The sequence below is a fragment of the Streptomyces sp. XY431 genome (assembly GCF_001279805.1).
Taxonomy (GTDB): Bacteria; Actinomycetota; Actinomycetes; order Streptomycetales; family Streptomycetaceae; genus Kitasatospora; species Kitasatospora purpeofusca.
The window spans coordinates 1-16,736 of sequence record NZ_LGDO01000088.1 but is presented as its reverse complement, the minus strand read 5'-3'; the positions used below and the strand labels follow the sequence as shown (position 1 = coordinate 16,736).

General features: G+C 72.0%; 17 protein-coding genes. 16 read left to right on the top strand and 1 reads right to left on the bottom strand.

What is annotated here, in order from left to right:
• Positions 1-111 precede the first annotated feature (111 nt).
• Positions 112-2,031: an ATP-dependent zinc metalloprotease FtsH gene (ftsH, locus tag ADK60_RS12225; protein WP_053645590.1), complete on the top strand. Its 1,920-nt coding sequence runs from the start codon at positions 112-114 to the stop codon at positions 2,029-2,031.
• Positions 2,032-2,208: 177 nt separating this feature from the next.
• On the opposite strand, the gene ADK60_RS12220 is transcribed toward ftsH, so the two are convergent.
• On the bottom strand, positions 2,209-3,009 hold the full coding sequence (locus tag ADK60_RS12220) for a class I SAM-dependent methyltransferase (RefSeq protein WP_053645588.1): 801 nt from the start codon (positions 3,007-3,009) through the stop codon (positions 2,209-2,211).
• A 219-nt stretch (positions 3,010-3,228) separates the two neighbouring features.
• Here ADK60_RS12220 and proS point away from each other — a divergent pair, with 219 nt between their 5' ends.
• The 15 genes from proS to ADK60_RS12145 form a co-directional block, all read left to right on the top strand.
• Positions 3,229-4,641 carry a proline--tRNA ligase gene (gene proS, locus ADK60_RS12215; protein WP_045941274.1) on the top strand — a complete coding sequence of 471 codons (1,413 nt, stop codon included), beginning with the start codon at positions 3,229-3,231 and terminating at the stop codon, positions 4,639-4,641.
• A 498-nt stretch (positions 4,642-5,139) separates the two neighbouring features.
• On the top strand, positions 5,140-5,718 hold the full coding sequence (locus ADK60_RS12210) for a hypothetical protein (protein ID WP_030306744.1): 579 nt from the start codon (positions 5,140-5,142) through the stop codon (positions 5,716-5,718).
• Positions 5,719-6,243: 525 nt separating this feature from the next.
• The gene (rpsP, locus tag ADK60_RS12205; RefSeq protein ID WP_030396738.1) at positions 6,244-6,666 is read left to right on the top strand and encodes a 30S ribosomal protein S16; all 423 of its coding nucleotides are present in this window, start codon (positions 6,244-6,246) and stop codon (positions 6,664-6,666) included.
• Between the two features lie 2 nt (positions 6,667-6,668).
• A complete protein-coding gene (locus ADK60_RS12200) occupies positions 6,669-6,908 on the top strand; it encodes an RNA-binding protein (RefSeq protein WP_030306741.1) in 240 nt (79 codons plus the stop codon).
• A 132-nt stretch (positions 6,909-7,040) separates the two neighbouring features.
• Positions 7,041-7,640 (top strand): ribosome maturation factor RimM, encoded by a 600-nt coding sequence (rimM, locus tag ADK60_RS12195; protein WP_053645587.1) that lies wholly within the window; start codon positions 7,041-7,043, stop codon positions 7,638-7,640.
• A gap of 83 nt (positions 7,641-7,723) precedes the next feature.
• Complete coding sequence (gene trmD / locus ADK60_RS12190) at positions 7,724-8,542, top strand: tRNA (guanosine(37)-N1)-methyltransferase TrmD (RefSeq protein WP_045941278.1); 819 nt, start codon at positions 7,724-7,726, stop codon at positions 8,540-8,542.
• Positions 8,543-8,696: 154 nt separating this feature from the next.
• Positions 8,697-9,047 (top strand): 50S ribosomal protein L19, encoded by a 351-nt coding sequence (rplS, locus tag ADK60_RS12185; protein WP_030396741.1) that lies wholly within the window; start codon positions 8,697-8,699, stop codon positions 9,045-9,047.
• Positions 9,048-9,329: 282 nt separating this feature from the next.
• The gene (gene lepB, locus ADK60_RS12180; protein ID WP_353651743.1) at positions 9,330-10,058 is read left to right on the top strand and encodes a signal peptidase I; all 729 of its coding nucleotides are present in this window, start codon (positions 9,330-9,332) and stop codon (positions 10,056-10,058) included.
• 148 nt (positions 10,059-10,206) lie between these two features.
• Positions 10,207-11,085: a signal peptidase I gene (gene lepB, locus ADK60_RS12175; RefSeq protein ID WP_234371049.1), complete on the top strand. Its 879-nt coding sequence runs from the start codon at positions 10,207-10,209 to the stop codon at positions 11,083-11,085.
• A 241-nt stretch (positions 11,086-11,326) separates the two neighbouring features.
• On the top strand, positions 11,327-12,334 hold the full coding sequence (gene lepB / locus ADK60_RS12170) for a signal peptidase I (protein WP_234371048.1): 1,008 nt from the start codon (positions 11,327-11,329) through the stop codon (positions 12,332-12,334).
• A gap of 148 nt (positions 12,335-12,482) precedes the next feature.
• Positions 12,483-13,232, top strand: coding sequence for a signal peptidase I (gene lepB / locus ADK60_RS12165; protein WP_053645581.1), 750 nt, complete (start codon positions 12,483-12,485; stop codon positions 13,230-13,232).
• A gap of 118 nt (positions 13,233-13,350) precedes the next feature.
• On the top strand, positions 13,351-13,824 hold the full coding sequence (locus tag ADK60_RS12160) for an NUDIX hydrolase (RefSeq protein ID WP_045941282.1): 474 nt from the start codon (positions 13,351-13,353) through the stop codon (positions 13,822-13,824).
• 55 nt (positions 13,825-13,879) lie between these two features.
• Positions 13,880-14,206, top strand: coding sequence for a DUF2469 domain-containing protein (locus ADK60_RS12155; protein WP_030056781.1), 327 nt, complete (start codon positions 13,880-13,882; stop codon positions 14,204-14,206).
• A gap of 339 nt (positions 14,207-14,545) precedes the next feature.
• Entirely contained in the window at positions 14,546-15,001 is a 456-nt protein-coding gene (locus tag ADK60_RS12150) for a YraN family protein (RefSeq protein ID WP_045941301.1), read from the top strand.
• Positions 15,002-16,736 (top strand): YifB family Mg chelatase-like AAA ATPase (locus ADK60_RS12145; protein WP_107094588.1); only part of this gene is annotated, 1,735 nt, incomplete at its 3' end.

Below are 16,736 nucleotides of genomic sequence, written 5' to 3'. Positions count from 1 at the left end.
GGGCTGGGGGCTTGGTGCGGCGCGGGGCGGCGCGGGCGGGTCCGAGGGGGAGCGGGCGGGGAGCGGCGTTGCGGTTGGAGGCGTTGAGCAGATGTCCGTATTGTCCGATGGGTGACTGATCCCGTTCCGCCGCGCCAGACCCCCGACCAGCCGTGGCGTTCAGAAGGGGCCCCACCCCCGCCGCCCCCGCGCCGCAGGATGCCCGGCGGCTGGATGGGCCTCGTCCTGACCGCGCTCGTGGTGTTCCTGATCAGCGATCTGCTGCTCTCCTTCTTCGGCCCCGGCGGCGCCACCACGATCTCCTACACCGAGTTCAACAACCAGCTGAACAAGGGCAACATCACCAAGATCTACTCCAAGGGCGACTCGATCGAGGGCACCCTCAAGAACGCCGAGCCGAAGCCGGACGGCGGCAAGGGCACGTACACCGAGTTCGACACCCAGCGGCCGGTCTTCGCCGGGGACAACCTCTGGACCACCCTCCAGCAGCAGGGCGTCGAGGTCACCGCGGAGCCGGTCGTCCAGCAGCGCAGCTTCCTCGCCAACCTGCTGATCTCACTGGCCCCGATGCTGCTGCTGATCCTGGTCTGGGTGCTGCTCGCCCGCCGGATGGCCGGCGGCATCGGTGGCGGTGCGCTCGGCCGCAAGGCCCCGCCCAAGCCGGTCACCGCCGAGGCCGGCCGCCGCACCACCTTCGCCGACGTGGCCGGCATCGACGAGGTCGAGGCCGAACTCAGCGAGGTGGTCGACTTCCTGAAGAACCCGCAGCACTACCGCCGGCTCGGCGCCAAGATGCCGCGCGGCGTCCTGCTCAGCGGCCCGCCCGGCACCGGCAAGACGCTGCTGGCCCGGGCCGTCGCGGGTGAGGCGGACGTGCCGTTCTTCTCGGCCTCCGCCTCCGAGTTCATCGAGATGATCGTCGGCGTCGGCGCCAGCCGGGTGCGCGAACTCTTCGCCGAGGCCCGCAAGGTCGCCCCGGCGATCGTCTTCATCGACGAGATCGACACCATCGGCCGGCAGCGCGGCAGCGGCGGCGGGATGGGCGGCCACGACGAGCGCGAGCAGACGCTCAACCAGATCCTCACCGAGATGGACGGCTTCAGCGGATCCGAGGGCGTCATCGTCATCGCCGCCACCAACCGGGCGGACGTGCTCGACCCGGCCCTGCTGCGCCCCGGCCGCTTCGACCGGCGGATCACCGTCAGCCCGCCGGACCGCGACGGCCGCGCGGCCATCCTGCGGATCCACTCCCGGCACGTCCCGCTGACCGGGGACGCCGACCTCAACCAGCTGGCCAAGGTGACCCCCGGCATGACCGGCGCCGAACTGGCCAACCTGGTCAACGAGGCCGCGCTGCTGGCGGTCAAGCGCCGCCAGGACGCGGTGAACGAGCGCGACCTCTCGGACGCGCTGGAGAAGGTCCAGCTGGGAGCCGTCCGGCCGCTGGTGATGCCGCAGGCCGAACGCGAGCGGACGGCGTACCACGAGAGCGGCCACGCCCTGCTCGGCATGCTCCAGCCGGGCGCGGACCCGGTGCGCAGGATCACCATCGTGCCGCGCGGCCGCGCCCTCGGGGTCACCCTGTCCACCCCGGAGACCGACCGGTACTCCTACACCGAGCCCTACCTGCGCGGCCGGATCATCGGCGCGCTCGGCGGGATGGCTGCCGAGCAGGTGGTCTACGGGGTCATCACCACCGGGGCGGAGAGCGACCTGGAGCAGGTCACCAACATCGCCCGCGGCATGGCCGGCCGGTGGGGCATGAGCGAGCGGGTCGGCCGGCTCACCGCCGTGCCGTCCGATCCGCAGGGGGCGTACGGGCTCTCCGCCGCGCCGACCACGCTGGACGCGGTGGACGAGGAGGCCCGGCGGATCGTCGCGGAGTGCTACGACGAAGCGGTGCGGCTGCTGACCGAGCAGCGGGCCAGGCTGGACGCGTTGGCGGCGGCGCTGCTGGAGGCCGAGACGCTGGACGAGGAGGCGGCCTACCGGGCGGCGGGGGTGCCCCGGAAGACGCTCGACCAGGCCTGAGCGGAGCCGGGCCGAGCGGGCCCGCGTCCCCGTCCCCGTTTCCGGATGGAGGGGCGTGCGTCAGGGTGACGCGCGCCCCTCCGTCGTTGCCGCGCTTCGGTCGGCGCGGGCTGCGGGGGCTCCGCGGGGTGTAGCTGGTTCCGGCGTCGCGACTAACCAGGTGCGGCGGGGCCGCCGTCAGCGGGGGCGTTCGGCGATCAGGTAGCGGAAGACATTCGCCATCCGCACCGTCCCGTCCGGCCGCAGGTACGGCTGCAGCGCCTCCTCCAGCTCCTTCGCGACCAGCGGCGCCCCGGAGAACTCCGCCGCCGCGTCGTACAGCCCGGTGGAGAGCAGCCCGCGCACGGCGCTGTCCAGGTCCGGGTAGGCGAACGGGCAGCCGACCCGCCCGCCGCCGGCCGGGCGCAGGCCGGTTCCGGCGAGCAGGTCCTCCAGCGCCCCGGGCGGGCTCAGCTCGAACGGGTCGCGCGCGCCGCTGCGCCGGGCCATCCGCCGGGCGACGTCCAGGACGGCCGCGCTCTCGCAGCGCTCCCTGGGCCCCCAGGCGGCCAGCACCACGTGTCCGCCGGGCAGTGCCAGCCGGGCCGCCGCCGCGACCGTCCGGCGCGGTTCGCCCGCCGGTGGCGGTTGCTCGAAAACGGTGACCAGCGAATAGGCCGAGCGGGCGACATCCCCGGTCGGCCGGTGGCCCGCGCCGACCCGCAGACCGCGTCCGCCGGCGAGCGCGCGCAGCTCGCCGTCCCGCTCCAGACCGGCCACCTGGGCGCCCCGTCCGGCGGCCAGCAGCAGGGCGAGACCGGAGCGGCAGCCCAGGCCCAGCACGCTGGTCGCCGGACCCACCTCCAGCCGGTCGTGGACGGCCTCGTAGAGCGGCACCAGCATCCGTTCCTGGATCTCCGCCCAGTCCCGGGCCCGGGCGTTGTCCTGCCCGGCGCCGACGGGTCCTGCGGTCGTACCGATCACCCCAGCTGAAGCCATCGCGGCCTCCCATCCGGTCCTCAGACGTGCTGCTCCGAACCCCCCTCGACGTCCCGCCCCACTCCAGCGAACAGCGGCTCGGGCGCGGCGTCCAGAGGGGTGCGGGGTGGTGCGCGCGGGTCGGGGGCGTGCGCCCCGGTGCGGGACACGAGGACGGGTCCCGGACGGCGGCCCGTAACGGATTCGAAGTCGGGGGCCCGCTCCCCGTACGATTCGCCCATGGCTAAGGCACCCGTTCTCACCCCCCAGGCGGAAGACTTCCCGCGCTGGTACCAGGACCTCATCAACAAGGCCGAGCTGGCCGACAACGGTCCGGTGCGCGGCACCATGGTCATCCGACCGTACGGCTACGGCCTGTGGGAGCGGATGCAGCAGGAGATGGACGCCAGGATCAAGAAGGCCGGTGCCCAGAACGCCTACTTCCCCATGTTCATCCCGCAGTCCTACCTGACCAAGGAAGCCGAGCACGTCGAGGGCTTCGCCCCCGAGCTCGCGGTGGTCACGCACGGCGGCGGCAAGCAGCTGGACGAGCCGGTCGTCGTCCGGCCGACCTCCGAGACCATCATCAACGAGTACTTCTCGAAGTGGGTGCAGAGCCACCGGGACCTGCCCCTGCTGATCAACCAGTGGGCCAACGTGGTCCGTTGGGAGCTGCGTCCGCGGGTCTTCCTGCGCACCACCGAGTTCCTCTGGCAGGAGGGCCACACGGCCCACGCCACCTACGAGGACGCGCGTGACTACGCCTCGATGATCCACACCCAGGTCTACGGCGACTTCATGACCAACGTGCTCGGCATCGACGTCGTGCTCGGCCGCAAGACCGCCAAGGAGCGCTTCGCGGGCGCCATCAACACCCTCACCCTCGAGGGCATGATGGGCGACGGCAAGGCGCTGCAGATGGGCACCAGCCACGAGCTGGGCCAGAACTTCGCCAAGGCGTTCAACACCACCTACCAGCTGCAGGGTGCCGAGCGCGAGTACGTCTGGCAGACCTCCTGGGGTGTCTCGACCCGCATGGTCGGCGGCCTGATCATGTCCCACGGCGACGACAACGGTCTGCGCGTCCCGCCGCGGCTCGCCGCCGTCCAGGCCGTCGTGCTCGCCATCAAGGGCGACGACGCGGTGATCGCCAAGGTCCGTGAGATCGGTGCCGCGCTGGAGGCCGCCGGCATCCGCGTGGTCGTCGACGACCGCACCGACACCCCGTTCGGCCGCCGCGCGGTCGACTGGGAGCTGAAGGGCGTTCCGCTGCGGATCGAGGTCGGCCCGCGCGACCTGGAGAACGGCACGGCCATGCTGGCCCGCCGGATCCCGGGGGGCAAGGAGCCGGTCTCGATCGACTCGCTGGTGGCGATCCTCCCGGGCATCCTGGACGAGGACCAGGCCCTGCTGCTGCGTCAGTCGCGCGAGCGCCGCGAGTCCCGCACGGTGGACGTGACCAACCTCGACGAGGCCGTCGAGGCCGCCGCCACCGGCTGGGGCCGGATCTCCTGGGCCGAGCTCGGCCCGGAGGGCGAGGCCAAGCTGGCCGAGCAGGGTGTTTCGGTGCGCTGCATCGTGGCCGCCGACGGCTCGGTGCCGCAGACGGACGACCAGGACGGCAACATCGCGATCGTCGCGCGCGCCTACTGACCGTTCGGTGGCTTCCGCGGCAGCGTCCGCGGGGTTCCGTGGCAGCCTCTGTGGTGGCTTCCGTGGTGGCTTCCCGTGCGCGAAGGATGTTGCCGTAAAACGATGCCCGGCGACGCGTTCTGACGGTTCTCGACCTGGCCGACAGGAAATTCGAACGTCCGATGAGCGGTGTTGTTCCACGGGTGTCTCACCTGTCGACATCCCTACTGGTCGGTCAACTGCCGGTATTAACGGAATAGCGGTACGGTGTACGGCCCGTGGCCCTGTCAACTCGACAGGACCACGGGCCGTACGTCCTGGGGGCGACAGCCCGCCTCCGGGCGGAATTGACGAGGCGCCCGTCGAGCTCGACGGGGCCCGAACCTGTAGGGGGTTGGTCTTGCGTCAGATCCGGAACGCGCATTTCGCGCGAGGTCGCACATTCCTGAGAGTTTCCTGGGAAATCCCGGGGAACGGGAACACGCGGAACATCAGCTCCTACTCCATCGTTGGTCTAGCGTGAGCACGACACAGCCCCTCGTTCTCGCGGCCGAACTGGCCGCCGCCTGGAGTGACATCCAGGCCTACCACCAGGACCTCCCCGACCTCGCCTCGCCCGAGGCGCTGATCGGAGAGTCCTCCTCGGCCTGTGGCACCCGGCTCGGTTTCGAACGGCTGCTCCACGAGGCTGCCCACGGTCTGGCCGCGGCCCGGGACATCCGGGACACCTCGCGCGCCGGCCGCTACCACAACCGGCGCTTCCTGCTCCTGGCCTCCGAGCTGGGCCTGGCGCACCCGGTCGAACCGCACGCCAGTAGCGGCTTCTCCCAGGTGACCATGCTCAAGGAGACCCGCGAGCGGTACGCCGAGACCATCGAGCGCCTGGACCGCGCCCTCGGCGCACACCAGGAGGCGGTGGCTGGCGAGGGTGCCTCACGCGCCTTCCGCGGGCCGGCGGCCCGGCACGGCTCCTCCGGGGGCGGCGTCCGGGTGAAGGCGGTCTGCGGCTGCGGGCGCAACGTCCGGGTCGTTCCCTCGGTGCTCGCCCAGGCGTCCATCGTCTGCGGCGCGTGCCAGCAGCCGTTCAAGATCGCGTAACGCGGGTCGCGTCACGCGAGTGGTGCAGTGCGGGTTGCGCAGCTCGGGTCGTGTGATCCGGGTCGCGTGGTTCGCGTAGTTCTGAGAGGTTCCGGGAAGTTCCGGGCTCGGGGAGACCCCTCGGGGAGACCTGGGGTCCGGGGAACAAGAGAGCCGGCCGGCGACTGTGCGGGCAGTGGTCCGGCCGTAGCGACGAACGGTGGCCGTAGGGGATCCGCAGGGGGTCTGCGGATGTCCGCGGGTGATCGGCCGAAAGTCGGCCGGTGGTCCGGAGGCGGTCCACCGTGATCCGCCAGGGAGGTGTGCCGCGAAGGCGCACGTGTTGGGCTGACCGGGAGCGGGGGCTCCCGGTCGACCTGTTTTCGGGGGTAGGGCGCCCTTGTGGCAGAATGGACAGCTGAGTACCCGGCAGCCGGGCAGGACCCCTCTCTCCTACGGCTGGCGTGTCCCTTGAACGGCCCACCACGCAACCCCACGCGAGGGCAGGGCCGCTCACCCACGTCAACACCAGGAGAATCCACTCCCGTGGCAGTCAAGATCAAGCTGAAGCGTCTCGGCAAGATTCGCTCCCCGCACTACCGCATCATCGTCGCCGACGCCCGCACCAAGCGTGACGGCCGTGCGATCGAGGAGATCGGCCTCTACCAGCCGACCTACAACCCCTCGAAGATCGAGGTCGACAGCGACCGCGCCCAGTACTGGCTGTCCGTCGGCGCCCAGCCGACCGAGCCCGTGCTCGCGATCCTGAAGCTGACCGGCGACTGGCAGAAGTTCAAGGGCCTGCCGGCCCCGGCGCCGCTGCTGGTTGCCGAGCCGAAGGTCGAGGACTTCTCGCACCTGTTCGCGAAGGCCGTCGCCGGCTTCGAGGACGCCACCACCGGTGTCGCCATCACCCCGAAGGCCAAGAAGTCGGACAAGGCTGAGGCCGACGCCGACGCCGAGGCCTGAGCGTGATCGAGGATGCCCTCGACCACTTGGTGAAGGGCATTGTCGAGCACCCCGACGAGGTGCAGGTGCGCTCGCGCAACCTGCGTCGGGGCAACACCATCGAGGTGCGGGTGCACCCCGATGACCTCGGCAAGGTGATCGGCCGGGGCGGTCGTACGGCTCGTGCTCTGCGCACGGTCGTCGGCGCCCTCGGTGGTCGCAACGTCCGGGTCGACCTGGTCGACGTGGACAGCATTCGCTGATCCGGCTGCTCGTTCAGCCGTCAGGGTTTCGAGGCCGGCCGGGACGCATGTCGTCCCGGCCGGCTTTCGCCGTTCCCGCGGCAATTCCGTAACTCCGCTACTCCGTAGCACTCATCCAGGAGAACGATCACCGTGCAGCTCGTCGTCGGCAAGATCGGCCGCGCCCACGGCATCAAGGGGGACGTCAGCGTCGAGGTCCGCACCGACGAGCCCGAGCTCCGGCTCGGGCCCGGTGCCGTCCTGTTCACCGACCCCGCCTCGAAAGGTCCGCTGACCGTCGAGTCCGGCAAGGTCCACAGCGGGCGGCTGCTGCTGCGGTTCGCCGGCGTCAAGGACCGCAACGCCGCCGAGGAGCTGCGGGGCACGCTCCTGATCGCCGAGGTGGACCCGGAGGAGCGTCCGGACGACCCGGAGGAGTACTACGACCACCAGCTGATCGGTCTGGACGTGGTCCTGCTCGACGGCACTCTGGTCGGTGAGCTCACCGAGGTGGTCCACCTGCCGTACCAGGACCTGCTCACGGTGCGGAAGGCGGACGGTACGGAGGCGCTGGTGCCCTTCGTCAGCCGGATCGTGCCGACCATCGACCTGGAGAACCAGCGTGCGGTGATCGACCCGCCGGTCGGGCTGATCGACCTGGGGCAGGCCGAGGTCGCCGCTGGTGATGCGGCCGGTGACGACGCCGATGCCGGTGGCGCGGCCGACGCCGGTGACGCGGAGGAGTCGCGGTGAGCACCGAGGAAGGCGCGGCGGACGTGACGGCGGACGCGGGGGAGTCCGGGGAGTCCTCGGTGAGGGCATCCGTGCGGGACGGGATGCGGATCGATGTCGTGTCGATCTTCCCCGAGTACCTGGAGCCGCTGAACATCTCGCTGGTCGGCAAGGCCCGCGCCCGCGGCCAGCTCGACGTGCACGTCCACGACCTGCGGGGCTGGACCCATGACGTGCACCGGACCGTCGACGACAGCCCGTACGGCGGCGGCCCCGGCATGGTGATGAAGCCCGAGCCGTGGGGCGAAGCCCTGGACGCGGTGCTCGGCCAGGGTCCGGAGGGCGAGGTGCCGACCCTGGTGGTGCCCACCCCCAGCGGCCGCCCGTTCACCCAGGAACTCGCGCAGGAACTGGCCGGCCGGCCCTGGCTGGCGTTCACCCCGGCCCGGTACGAGGGCATCGACCGGCGGGTCATCGAGGAGGCGGCCACCCGGATGCCGGTGGTCGAGGCATCGATCGGCGACTATGTGCTGGCCGGCGGCGAGGTCGCGGTGCTGGTCATGGTCGAGGCGATCGCCCGGCTGCTGCCCGGCGTGCTCGGCAACGCCGAGTCCCACCGGGACGACTCCTTCGCGCCCGGCGCGATGGCTGACCTGCTGGAGGGCCCCGTCTACACCAAGCCCGCCGAGTGGCGCGGTCGCACCGTGCCGGACATCCTGCTGAGCGGAAACCACGGCCGGATCGCCCGCTGGCGCCGCGAGCAGGCCTTCGCCCGCACGCTGGCGAACCGGGCGGACCTGGTGGCGCGCTGGCGGCACGCGGACTTCGACAAGAAGGACCGCGAGGCGCTCAGCCTGCTCGGCCTGGCCTGGGACGAGCACCTCGGCCGATTTCGGCCCGTGGCCGATGGTGTGGAAGAATAGGCCGCTGCTGTCTGTCGCTGGACTCCTCCCGTAGGGGTCACGTGGTCCGTCGCCCCCGCCACGGGGGGCTCGTCGGTAACCGGTGCGGCCCGCAGCGAACCCCATTTGTGACGACTTCCGTGGGCGGCCCGTGGCGCCTGCGATGGAGAGCAACATGAGCAACAAGCTCGCTGCTGTCGACGCGGCCTCGCTGCGTAGCGACATTCCGGCCTTCCGCGCCGGTGACACCCTGAAGGTTCACGTCCGGGTCATCGAGGGCAACCGCTCCCGTGTCCAGGTCTTCCAGGGCGTCGTCATCCGCCGTCACGGCGCCGGCATCGGTGAGACCTTCACCGTTCGCAAGGTCAGCTTCAACGTCGGTGTCGAGCGCACCTTCCCGGTGCACACCCCGATCGTCGAGAAGATCGAGGTCGTGACCCGCGGTGCGGTTCGCCGCGCCAAGCTGTACTACCTGCGTGACCTCCGCGGCAAGGCCGCGAAGATCAAGGAGAAGCGCGACCGCTGATCCACCGCCCCCCGGCACTGTCGGGGGATCGGGATCGCTCTGGGGGGCCGGGCTGCCGCACGGTAGGCTCAGCCCCCGATGAGCACGCACGAACCACCCGCGGACCGCGACGGCTGTCCCGCACCCACCGGTGCGGACTCGCCGACGCGGTCCGCGGTCGTTTCCGCGCCCGCCGCCGGGGCAGCGCCCGAGGCGGGAGGGGCGGTCGACCGGGGGACGCAGGACGGCTCGGGCGCCGCGGGTCCGTCGGACACTTCGAATACCTCGGACGATGTGGACGGCGTGGACGGCGTGGAGGATGCGGCCGCCTCGGACGACGTCCCGGGGGAGGGCGGGCGCTCGCGCTCGCGCGAGCTGTTGCTGCTCACCGGTGTCTGCCTGTTCGTACTGCTGCTGGTGAACGCTTTCGTGGCGCGCCCGTTCTCGGTGCCCTCCGGATCGATGGAGAACACCCTGCGCCCGGGTGACCGCCTGATCGTGAACAAGCTCTCCTACGCCTTCGGCGGCCACCCGCGTCGCGGCGACGTTGTCGTCTTCGACGGCACCGGCTCCTTTCTGCGCAAGCCCCTCGAACCCGTCGGCCTCGGGACCTCGCTGCGCTCCTTCGGCCGGGAGATCGGACTGCTCCCGGCCGGTGACTCCGTCTACGTGAAGCGGGTCGTCGGCATCGGCGGCGACCGCGTCACCAGCGCCGGACCTGGTCACCCGATCACCGTCAACGGTGTGCCGGTCGACGAGTCCGGCCACCTCTTCCCGGGGGACGAGCCGTCGAATGTGGCTTTCGACGTGGTGGTGCCGCCCGGCAAGCTCTGGGTGATGGGCGACCACCGTGGTGCCTCCCGCGACTCCCGCGACCACCTCGGCGAACCGGGGGGCGGCTTCGTCCCGGAGTCCAAGGTGATCGGGCGGGCCGCCTGGGTGGTCTACCCGGTCGGACACTGGGCCGACCTGGACCGGCCTGACGCCTACGCCGCTGCAGAAGGGACGGGCGGCCATGGGGAGCAGGGGTAGGGGGCGGCTCGCCGACCGCCCGGCCGCCGGCTCCGAGTCCTCGGCCGGTACCGGCTCCGGGACGGCCAGCAGGTCCGGGATGGCGGGCGCGCCCAGGTCGGAAGCCGGCCCCGGGACGGAGGTCGGGCCCGAGGAGGCCACCGGATCGGTGGATCCTGCCGGAGCGGCCGAGGCCCCGGTGGTGCGCGGCCGTGCCGAGCGCCGCCGCACCGCCCGTAGGGCGGCCCGTCGCCGCAGGCGCTCCCATCTGCGGGAGATTCCGCTGATCATCGTGGTCGCGCTGATCGTCGCGCTGGTGATGAAGACCTTTCTGGTGCAGGTCTTCGTCATCCCCTCGGGATCGATGGAGCAGACGATCCTGATCGGGGACCGGGTTCTGGTCGACAAGTTCACTCCCTGGTTCGGGGCCGAGCCGGAGCGCGGCGAGGTCGTCGTGTTCAAGGACCCGGGCGGCTGGCTGGAGAACCAGCACGGGGCGTCGACGGACGGTGTGCTCCTGCGCGGGGCCAAACAGGTGCTGACCTTCGTCGGCCTGCTGCCCTCCGACAGCGAGCAGGACCTCATCAAGCGGGTGATCGGGGTCGGCGGCGACACCGTCGAATGCTGCGACGAGCAGGGCAGGATCCTTCTCAACGGCAAGCCGCTGGACGAGCCCTACCTCGCGTCGGGCAACCCGCCGTCGCGGCAGCCGTTCAAGGTGAAGGTGCCGCAGGGGCGGCTCTGGGTGATGGGCGACCACCGGGACGTCTCTGCCGACTCCCGTTTCCACATGGGCAATCCGGGTCAGGGCACGATTCCGGTGAGCGGGGTGCTGGGGCGGGCGTTCATGATCGCCTGGCCGGTCGGCCGGGTTCATCAACTTGATGTGCCGGTTTCACTCTCCTCGGTGGCGCGGGGTCCGACGGACCCCGGAACTGCGCGGAACGCGGTGGGTGTTGACCCGATCCCTGAGGAACCTCCGCTCGTTATGGGTGTGTTGGGCATCCTTCCGCTCGTCGGCCGCCGGGTGGGACGACCCAGGCTGTAGGCCCGGCCGGGCCGGTGGACGGTCGGAACGCGCGCGTGGGACCGCGAGCCGGATGTCCGGGAGTGATAGAGAAGTGCTGGGTGCGGCCGTTGCGACGAGCCGCGCCCGAGGGCTGTGCCGGTGTCGGACACCCCCGCAGGGGGCGGTTCCGGCGGGCGCGGCCAATCGTGGAACGTGGTGCCCGCTGTGCGGCACTGTGAGCGCGGACGCGCAGGCGTCCGCACAGCAGGGAGGAGACGTTGTGGGGGATTTGGTGATCGGCGCCCGCTCGGGCGCCGGAGAGCCTGAGGGCTCCGGCGGTCGGGCGGCCCGGTCCGCGGAGGCCGCGGTGCCTTCGGCCTCGGCCGAGGATGCGGCGGCCCAGTCCGCGAACGAACACGGCGACGGCACGGACGACGCCTCGAAGCCCACCCCGGACAACGTGGAGCCGGCGGGCGGTACCGAGGAGCAGCCGGATCGGAAGGAGCGCAAGCCGCGGTCGTTCTGGAAGGAACTGCCGATCCTCATCGGCATCGCTCTCGTGCTGGCGCTCGTGATCAAGACGTTCTTCGTCCAGGCGTTCTCCATTCCGTCGGAGTCGATGCAGAACACGCTCCAGGTCGGTGACCGGGTCCTGGTGGACAAGCTCACCCCGTGGTTCGGTGCTGAGCCGGAGCGTGGCGAGGTCGTGGTGTTCCACGACCCGGGCGGCTGGCTGGCGGACGAGCCCACCAACGAGAGCAGCAACTCCTTCGTCCGGGGCGTCCAGAATGTGCTGAGCTTCGTCGGCCTGATGCCCTCCGACAACGAGAAGGACCTCATCAAGCGCGTCATCGCGGTCGGCGGGGACACCGTCGAGTGCGAGGGCGAGGGCCCGGTGAAGGTCAACGGGATCGCGCTCGACGAGCCCTACGTCTACCCCGGCAACACCCCCTGCGGGACCAAGCCCTTCGGTCCGGTGAAGGTGCCGGACGGTCGGATCTGGGTGATGGGCGACCACCGCGCGGACTCGCTCGACTCGCGCTTCCACATGGACCAGCCGGGTGGCGGCACCGTCCCGGTGGACGATGTGATCGGGCGTGCCTTCGTGGTGGCCTGGCCGATCAACCGCTGGTCGACGCTGCCGGTGCCGGACACCTTCGACCAGAAGGGACTGGCGGCGGCGGCCCTGCCCGCGGTTCCGGCCGCGGCCGGTGCCGTGGGCGCCGTCGCACTGCTCCCGCTGGTCCGCCGGCGGTGGAACGGGACGGACCGCGACGACCGGTCCTGACGACGACCGGGGGCGCCCGGGTCTTGCGCGGGCCGTGGTACCGACGAGTAATCTGCTCGGACGTGCCACGGCCCGCCGGGTTTTCCGCCCATGGTCCCGGCACGGCGCTGTGGGCGTTTCCGGGTCGGTCAGGGGTTGGACGGTATCGATGAGCAGTGTCGTGGAACGCGCGACGGACAATCCGCTGCCCGCCGCCCGCCGTCGGCGCGGACCCGCGGCCGTGGTCCAGGGCGTACTGCTCGGCCTCGGACTGGTCCTGCTGGTCGGCGGCTTCGCGGTGATCGCCGTGAGCTACCGGCCCTACAGCATTCCCACCGCCTCGATGGCGCCCACCCTCCAGGCCCAGGACACCGTCCTGGCCAGGAAGTCCGACGGCTCGGACGTCGGGCGGGGCGACGTGGTCGTCTTCCGCGACCAGGCCTGGGGCGGCGAGCTCATGGTCAAGCGCGTCGTCGCGGTCGGCGGGGACACCGTCGCGGTCGGCGAGGATGACCGGCGGCTGACCGTGAACGGCAGGCCGGTCGACGAGCCCTACCTCGCCGGGACCGGTGCCCAGGGCGCCTCTTTCAACGTGGAGGTGCCGCCGGGCCGGCTTTTCCTGCTCGGTGACAACCGGCTCGGCTCGCTCGATTCCCGGGTGCACCTGGAGACGGACGGCGGGACCGTCCCGGCCACCGAGGTGCAGGCTAGGGTGGAGGCCACCGTGCTGCCGTTCGGCCGGATGGCGCTGCTGAGCGGCACCTCGGCGTTCGAGGCGATCGACGGACACCGGTCGGCGGGCCCGGGGCCGCTGGAGCCCGCGTTCTGGGCGAGCGTTGTAGGCGCGGCGACGATCGTCGTGACCTCGGCGGTGGGCGGTGCGGCGGGCCTGGTGCGCCGCCGTCGCCGCGCCGCCTGACCCAGGCCGGTGCCGCCCGCGCCGGGACCGCTCTGCCGAACCTCGCCCCGGACGACCACGCCGGGTGGCAGGATCGGGGGAACGACCGGGGCGGACGGAGGGAGCGTGGAGGCTCGTCATGGCGGCACAGCGGCGCAGGGCCTCGCGGATCCTGCTGCTCGACGGGCAGGACCGACTGCTGCTCTTCCACGGCTCGGACCCGGCGACGCCCGGCGTCACCTGGTGGTTCACCCCCGGTGGGGGACTCGAGCCGGGGGAGGACGTCCGGGACGCTGCCGAGCGGGAGCTCGTGGAGGAGACCGGGTTGCGCGGCGTGGAGCTGGGACCGGTGGTCGCGTACGGCAATGCTTCGTTCTCCTATCGGGGGCAGCGCTTCGAGCAGGAACAGTGGTTCCACCTGGCCCGGACGACGCGGACGGTGCTGGACCACTCGGGCATGGGCGAGGACGAACACGCCCAGTTGCTCGCGGCGCGCTGGTGGACGGTCGAGGAATTGCGGTCCACTTCCGAGACGGTCTATCCGGTCGGACTGGTGGACTTTCTGGAGCGGCTGTTGACCGAGGGGCCGCCGGTCGCCCCGGTACGGCTCTGAGGGTGAGTGCGGTGGTCCACAATGGGTGGACGTGACAAGTTGAGGGGACGCCTGGATGAGTGCCGAAGATCTCGAAAAGTACGAGACCGAGATGGAGCTCAAGCTCTACCGGGAGTACCGGGACGTCGTCGGCCTGTTCAAGTACGTGATCGAGACCGAGCGACGGTTCTACCTCACCAATGACTACGAGCTGCAGGTGCACTCGGTACAGGGCGAGGTCTTCTTCGAGGTGTCGATGGCGGATGCGTGGGTCTGGGACATGTACCGGCCGGCCCGGTTCGTCCGCAAGGTCCGGGTGCTGACCTTCAAGGACGTGAACATCGAGGAACTCGCGAAGAGCGATCTGGAGCTGCCCTCGGACGAGTCCGGCTTCGGGAACTGACGTTGGACCGCCCGGTCCCCGGATGTCCAGGGGAATTTCGGATATTCCGGAATTCTCACTCCCGTGGGTGACAGGAGTTATCCACAGGCCCGGGTTTTCCACAGGAAATAACAACCCTCTGGTCCGCTTCCGGATCGCACGGCAGCCTCCCCGTCGGAGGTGGTCACCGTGCAGGACATCGAGCGCGCCACGCGCCAGCAGACCGCGAAGGCCCGGCGGGACGGGCAGCCACGCCGACGGGCGGCACGCGCCCCGGCGGGAGGCCCGCTCCCGCAGGCCGACCCGGGCTCCGTCGCGCCCGCATCCGCCCCGGCCGAGCCCGCCCCGCCCGTAACGGCCCTGCCCCCGCCCGGCGGGGCCGGACCGGGGAGGCTCAGCAACACCGGCCTCGGCCGCTACGGCGAACGCGTGGCCGCCCGTCGGCTCGCCGAGGAGGGGCTGCGCATCCTCGACCGCAACTGGCGGTGCGTGGAGGGCGAGCTGGACATCGTCGCCCTCGACGGCGACACGGTGGCGGTCTGCGAGGTCAAGACCCGCTCCGAGCGGAGCTTCCAGCAGCCCAGCGAGGCCATCGACCCCACCAAGGCGGACCGGCTGCGCCGCCTGGCCGAGCGCTGGATGTCCGAGCGCTGGCCCGGCCACTTCGCCCGGTTGGCGGGCCCCGAGTACCGGCCCGGCTCCACCGACCCGCCGTGGGCACCCGTTCCGCCGGGCGGCGTCCGGATCGACCTCGTCGCCGTCATCAACCGGGTCCGAGGCGCGGCCACGGTCGACCACCTGCGGGGGGTGGTCTAGATGGCCTTCGCCCGGACGTGTTCCGTGGCCCTGATCGGGGTCGACGGGGTGATTGTCGAGGTCCAGGCCGACCTGGAGCCCGGGGTGGCGGCGTTCACCCTGGTCGGCCTGCCCGACAAGGCGCTCTCCGAGGCCCGCGACCGGGTCCGCGCTGCGGTCGTGAACAGCGGCGAGGCCTGGCCGCAGCGCAAACTGACCGTCGGGCTGAGCCCGGCATCGGTGCCCAAGAGCGGCAGCGGCTTCGACCTCGCCGTCGCCTGCGCCGTACTGGCCGCGGCCGAACGGCTCGACCCCTCCGCGATCGCCGACCTGTTGCTCATCGGGGAGCTGGGCCTGGACGGGCGGGTGCGCCCGGTCCGCGGGGTGCTCCCGTCGGTGCTGGCGGCCGCCGACGCCGGCTACGAGCGGGTGGTGGTCGCCGATCAGACGGCCGCCGAGGCCGCGCTGGTCCCCGGAGTGAGCGTCATCGGCGTGCGCAGCCTGCGCCAGCTGATCGCCGTGCTCACCGGAGCCCCCGAGCCGGAGGAGCCCCCCGACCGGCTCGTCGGGCGCCCCGACCCGCTGATGGCTGGCCTCATGCTCCCCAGCGCCGGGGTGCGCGGCCTGCCCGACGAGGCGGCCGCCCGGATGGACCTCGCCGATGTGGCCGGACAGTACGAGGCCCGCCGGGCTCTGGAGATCGCCGCCGCCGGCGGCCACCACCTCTACCTCAAGGGCCCGCCGGGCGCGGGCAAGACAATGCTGGCGGAGCGGCTGCCGGCGCTGCTGCCGAGGCTGACCCAGAAGGAAGCGCTGGAGGTCACCGCGGTCCACTCCGTCGCGGGGCTGCTCCCCGCCGGTCGGCCGCTGATCGACCACGCGCCCTACTGCTCCCCGCACCACTCGACCACCATGCCCGCCATCGTCGGCGGCGGCAGCGGTCTGCCGAGACCGGGTGCGGTCTCGCTGGCCCACCGTGGGGTCCTGTTCCTCGACGAGGCGCCCGAGTTCCCCGTCCGGGTCCTGGACGCGCTGCGCCAACCGCTCGAAGCCGGCGAGGTGGTGATCGCGCGGTCCGCCGGATCGCTCCGACTGCCCGCCCGCTTCCTGCTCTGCCTGGCAGCCAACCCCTGTCCGTGCGGGCGCCACTCGCGGCGGGGCGAGGGGTGCGAGTGCACGCCTGCCATGGTCAGCCGCTACCAGGGCAGGCTGTCCGGCCCGCTGCTCGACCGGGTCGACCTCCAGGTCCAGGTCGCCCCGGTGACCAGGGCCGAGCTGATGCAGCGCGACACCTCGGCCGAGACCACCGAGGTCGTCGCCGCCCGGGTACTCGCGGCGCGGGAGCGCGCGGCGGCCCGGCTCGCGGGCACACCGTGGCGGACCAACGCCGAGGTCCCCGGACACGAGTTGCGCACCCGCTGGCAGCTGGCGCCGGGCGCGCTGAACGACGCCGCGCGCCAGCTGGAGCGGGGCCTGCTGACCGCCCGGGGCCTGGACCGGGTGTTGCGGGTCGCCTGGACCGTCGCCGACCTCGCCGGCCGTGGCCGCCCCGAACAGCGCGACATCCGGACGGCCCTCGTGCTGCGCACCGGCGTGGAGCAGGGGCTCCCACTGACGGAGCAGTTCTTCCGCAGTCCGAACCTCGCCGCCGACCGCCCCGACCACCCTGATCGGTCCGGCGACGGGGCGGTCGAGCGGCCCGAGGAAAGACCGGACGCCCGGGCCGGACGCCGCCCCACCCGCCCCCGGTCCGCCC

Excerpts from the sequence above, each read along its gene's own strand:
- ADK60_RS12220 (WP_053645588.1), bottom strand. The coding sequence starts at position 3,009 with ATGGCTTCAGCTGGGGTGATCGGTACGACCGCAGGACCCGTCGGCGCC.
- proS (WP_045941274.1), top strand. The coding sequence starts at position 3,229 with ATGGCTAAGGCACCCGTTCTCACCCCCCAGGCGGAAGACTTCCCGCGC.
- trmD (WP_045941278.1), top strand. The coding sequence starts at position 7,724 with ATGCGGATCGATGTCGTGTCGATCTTCCCCGAGTACCTGGAGCCGCTG.
- rplS (WP_030396741.1), top strand. The coding sequence starts at position 8,697 with ATGAGCAACAAGCTCGCTGCTGTCGACGCGGCCTCGCTGCGTAGCGAC.
- lepB (WP_053645581.1), top strand. The coding sequence starts at position 12,483 with ATGAGCAGTGTCGTGGAACGCGCGACGGACAATCCGCTGCCCGCCGCC.
- ADK60_RS12160 (WP_045941282.1), top strand. The coding sequence starts at position 13,351 with ATGGCGGCACAGCGGCGCAGGGCCTCGCGGATCCTGCTGCTCGACGGG.
- ADK60_RS12155 (WP_030056781.1), top strand. The coding sequence starts at position 13,880 with ATGAGTGCCGAAGATCTCGAAAAGTACGAGACCGAGATGGAGCTCAAG.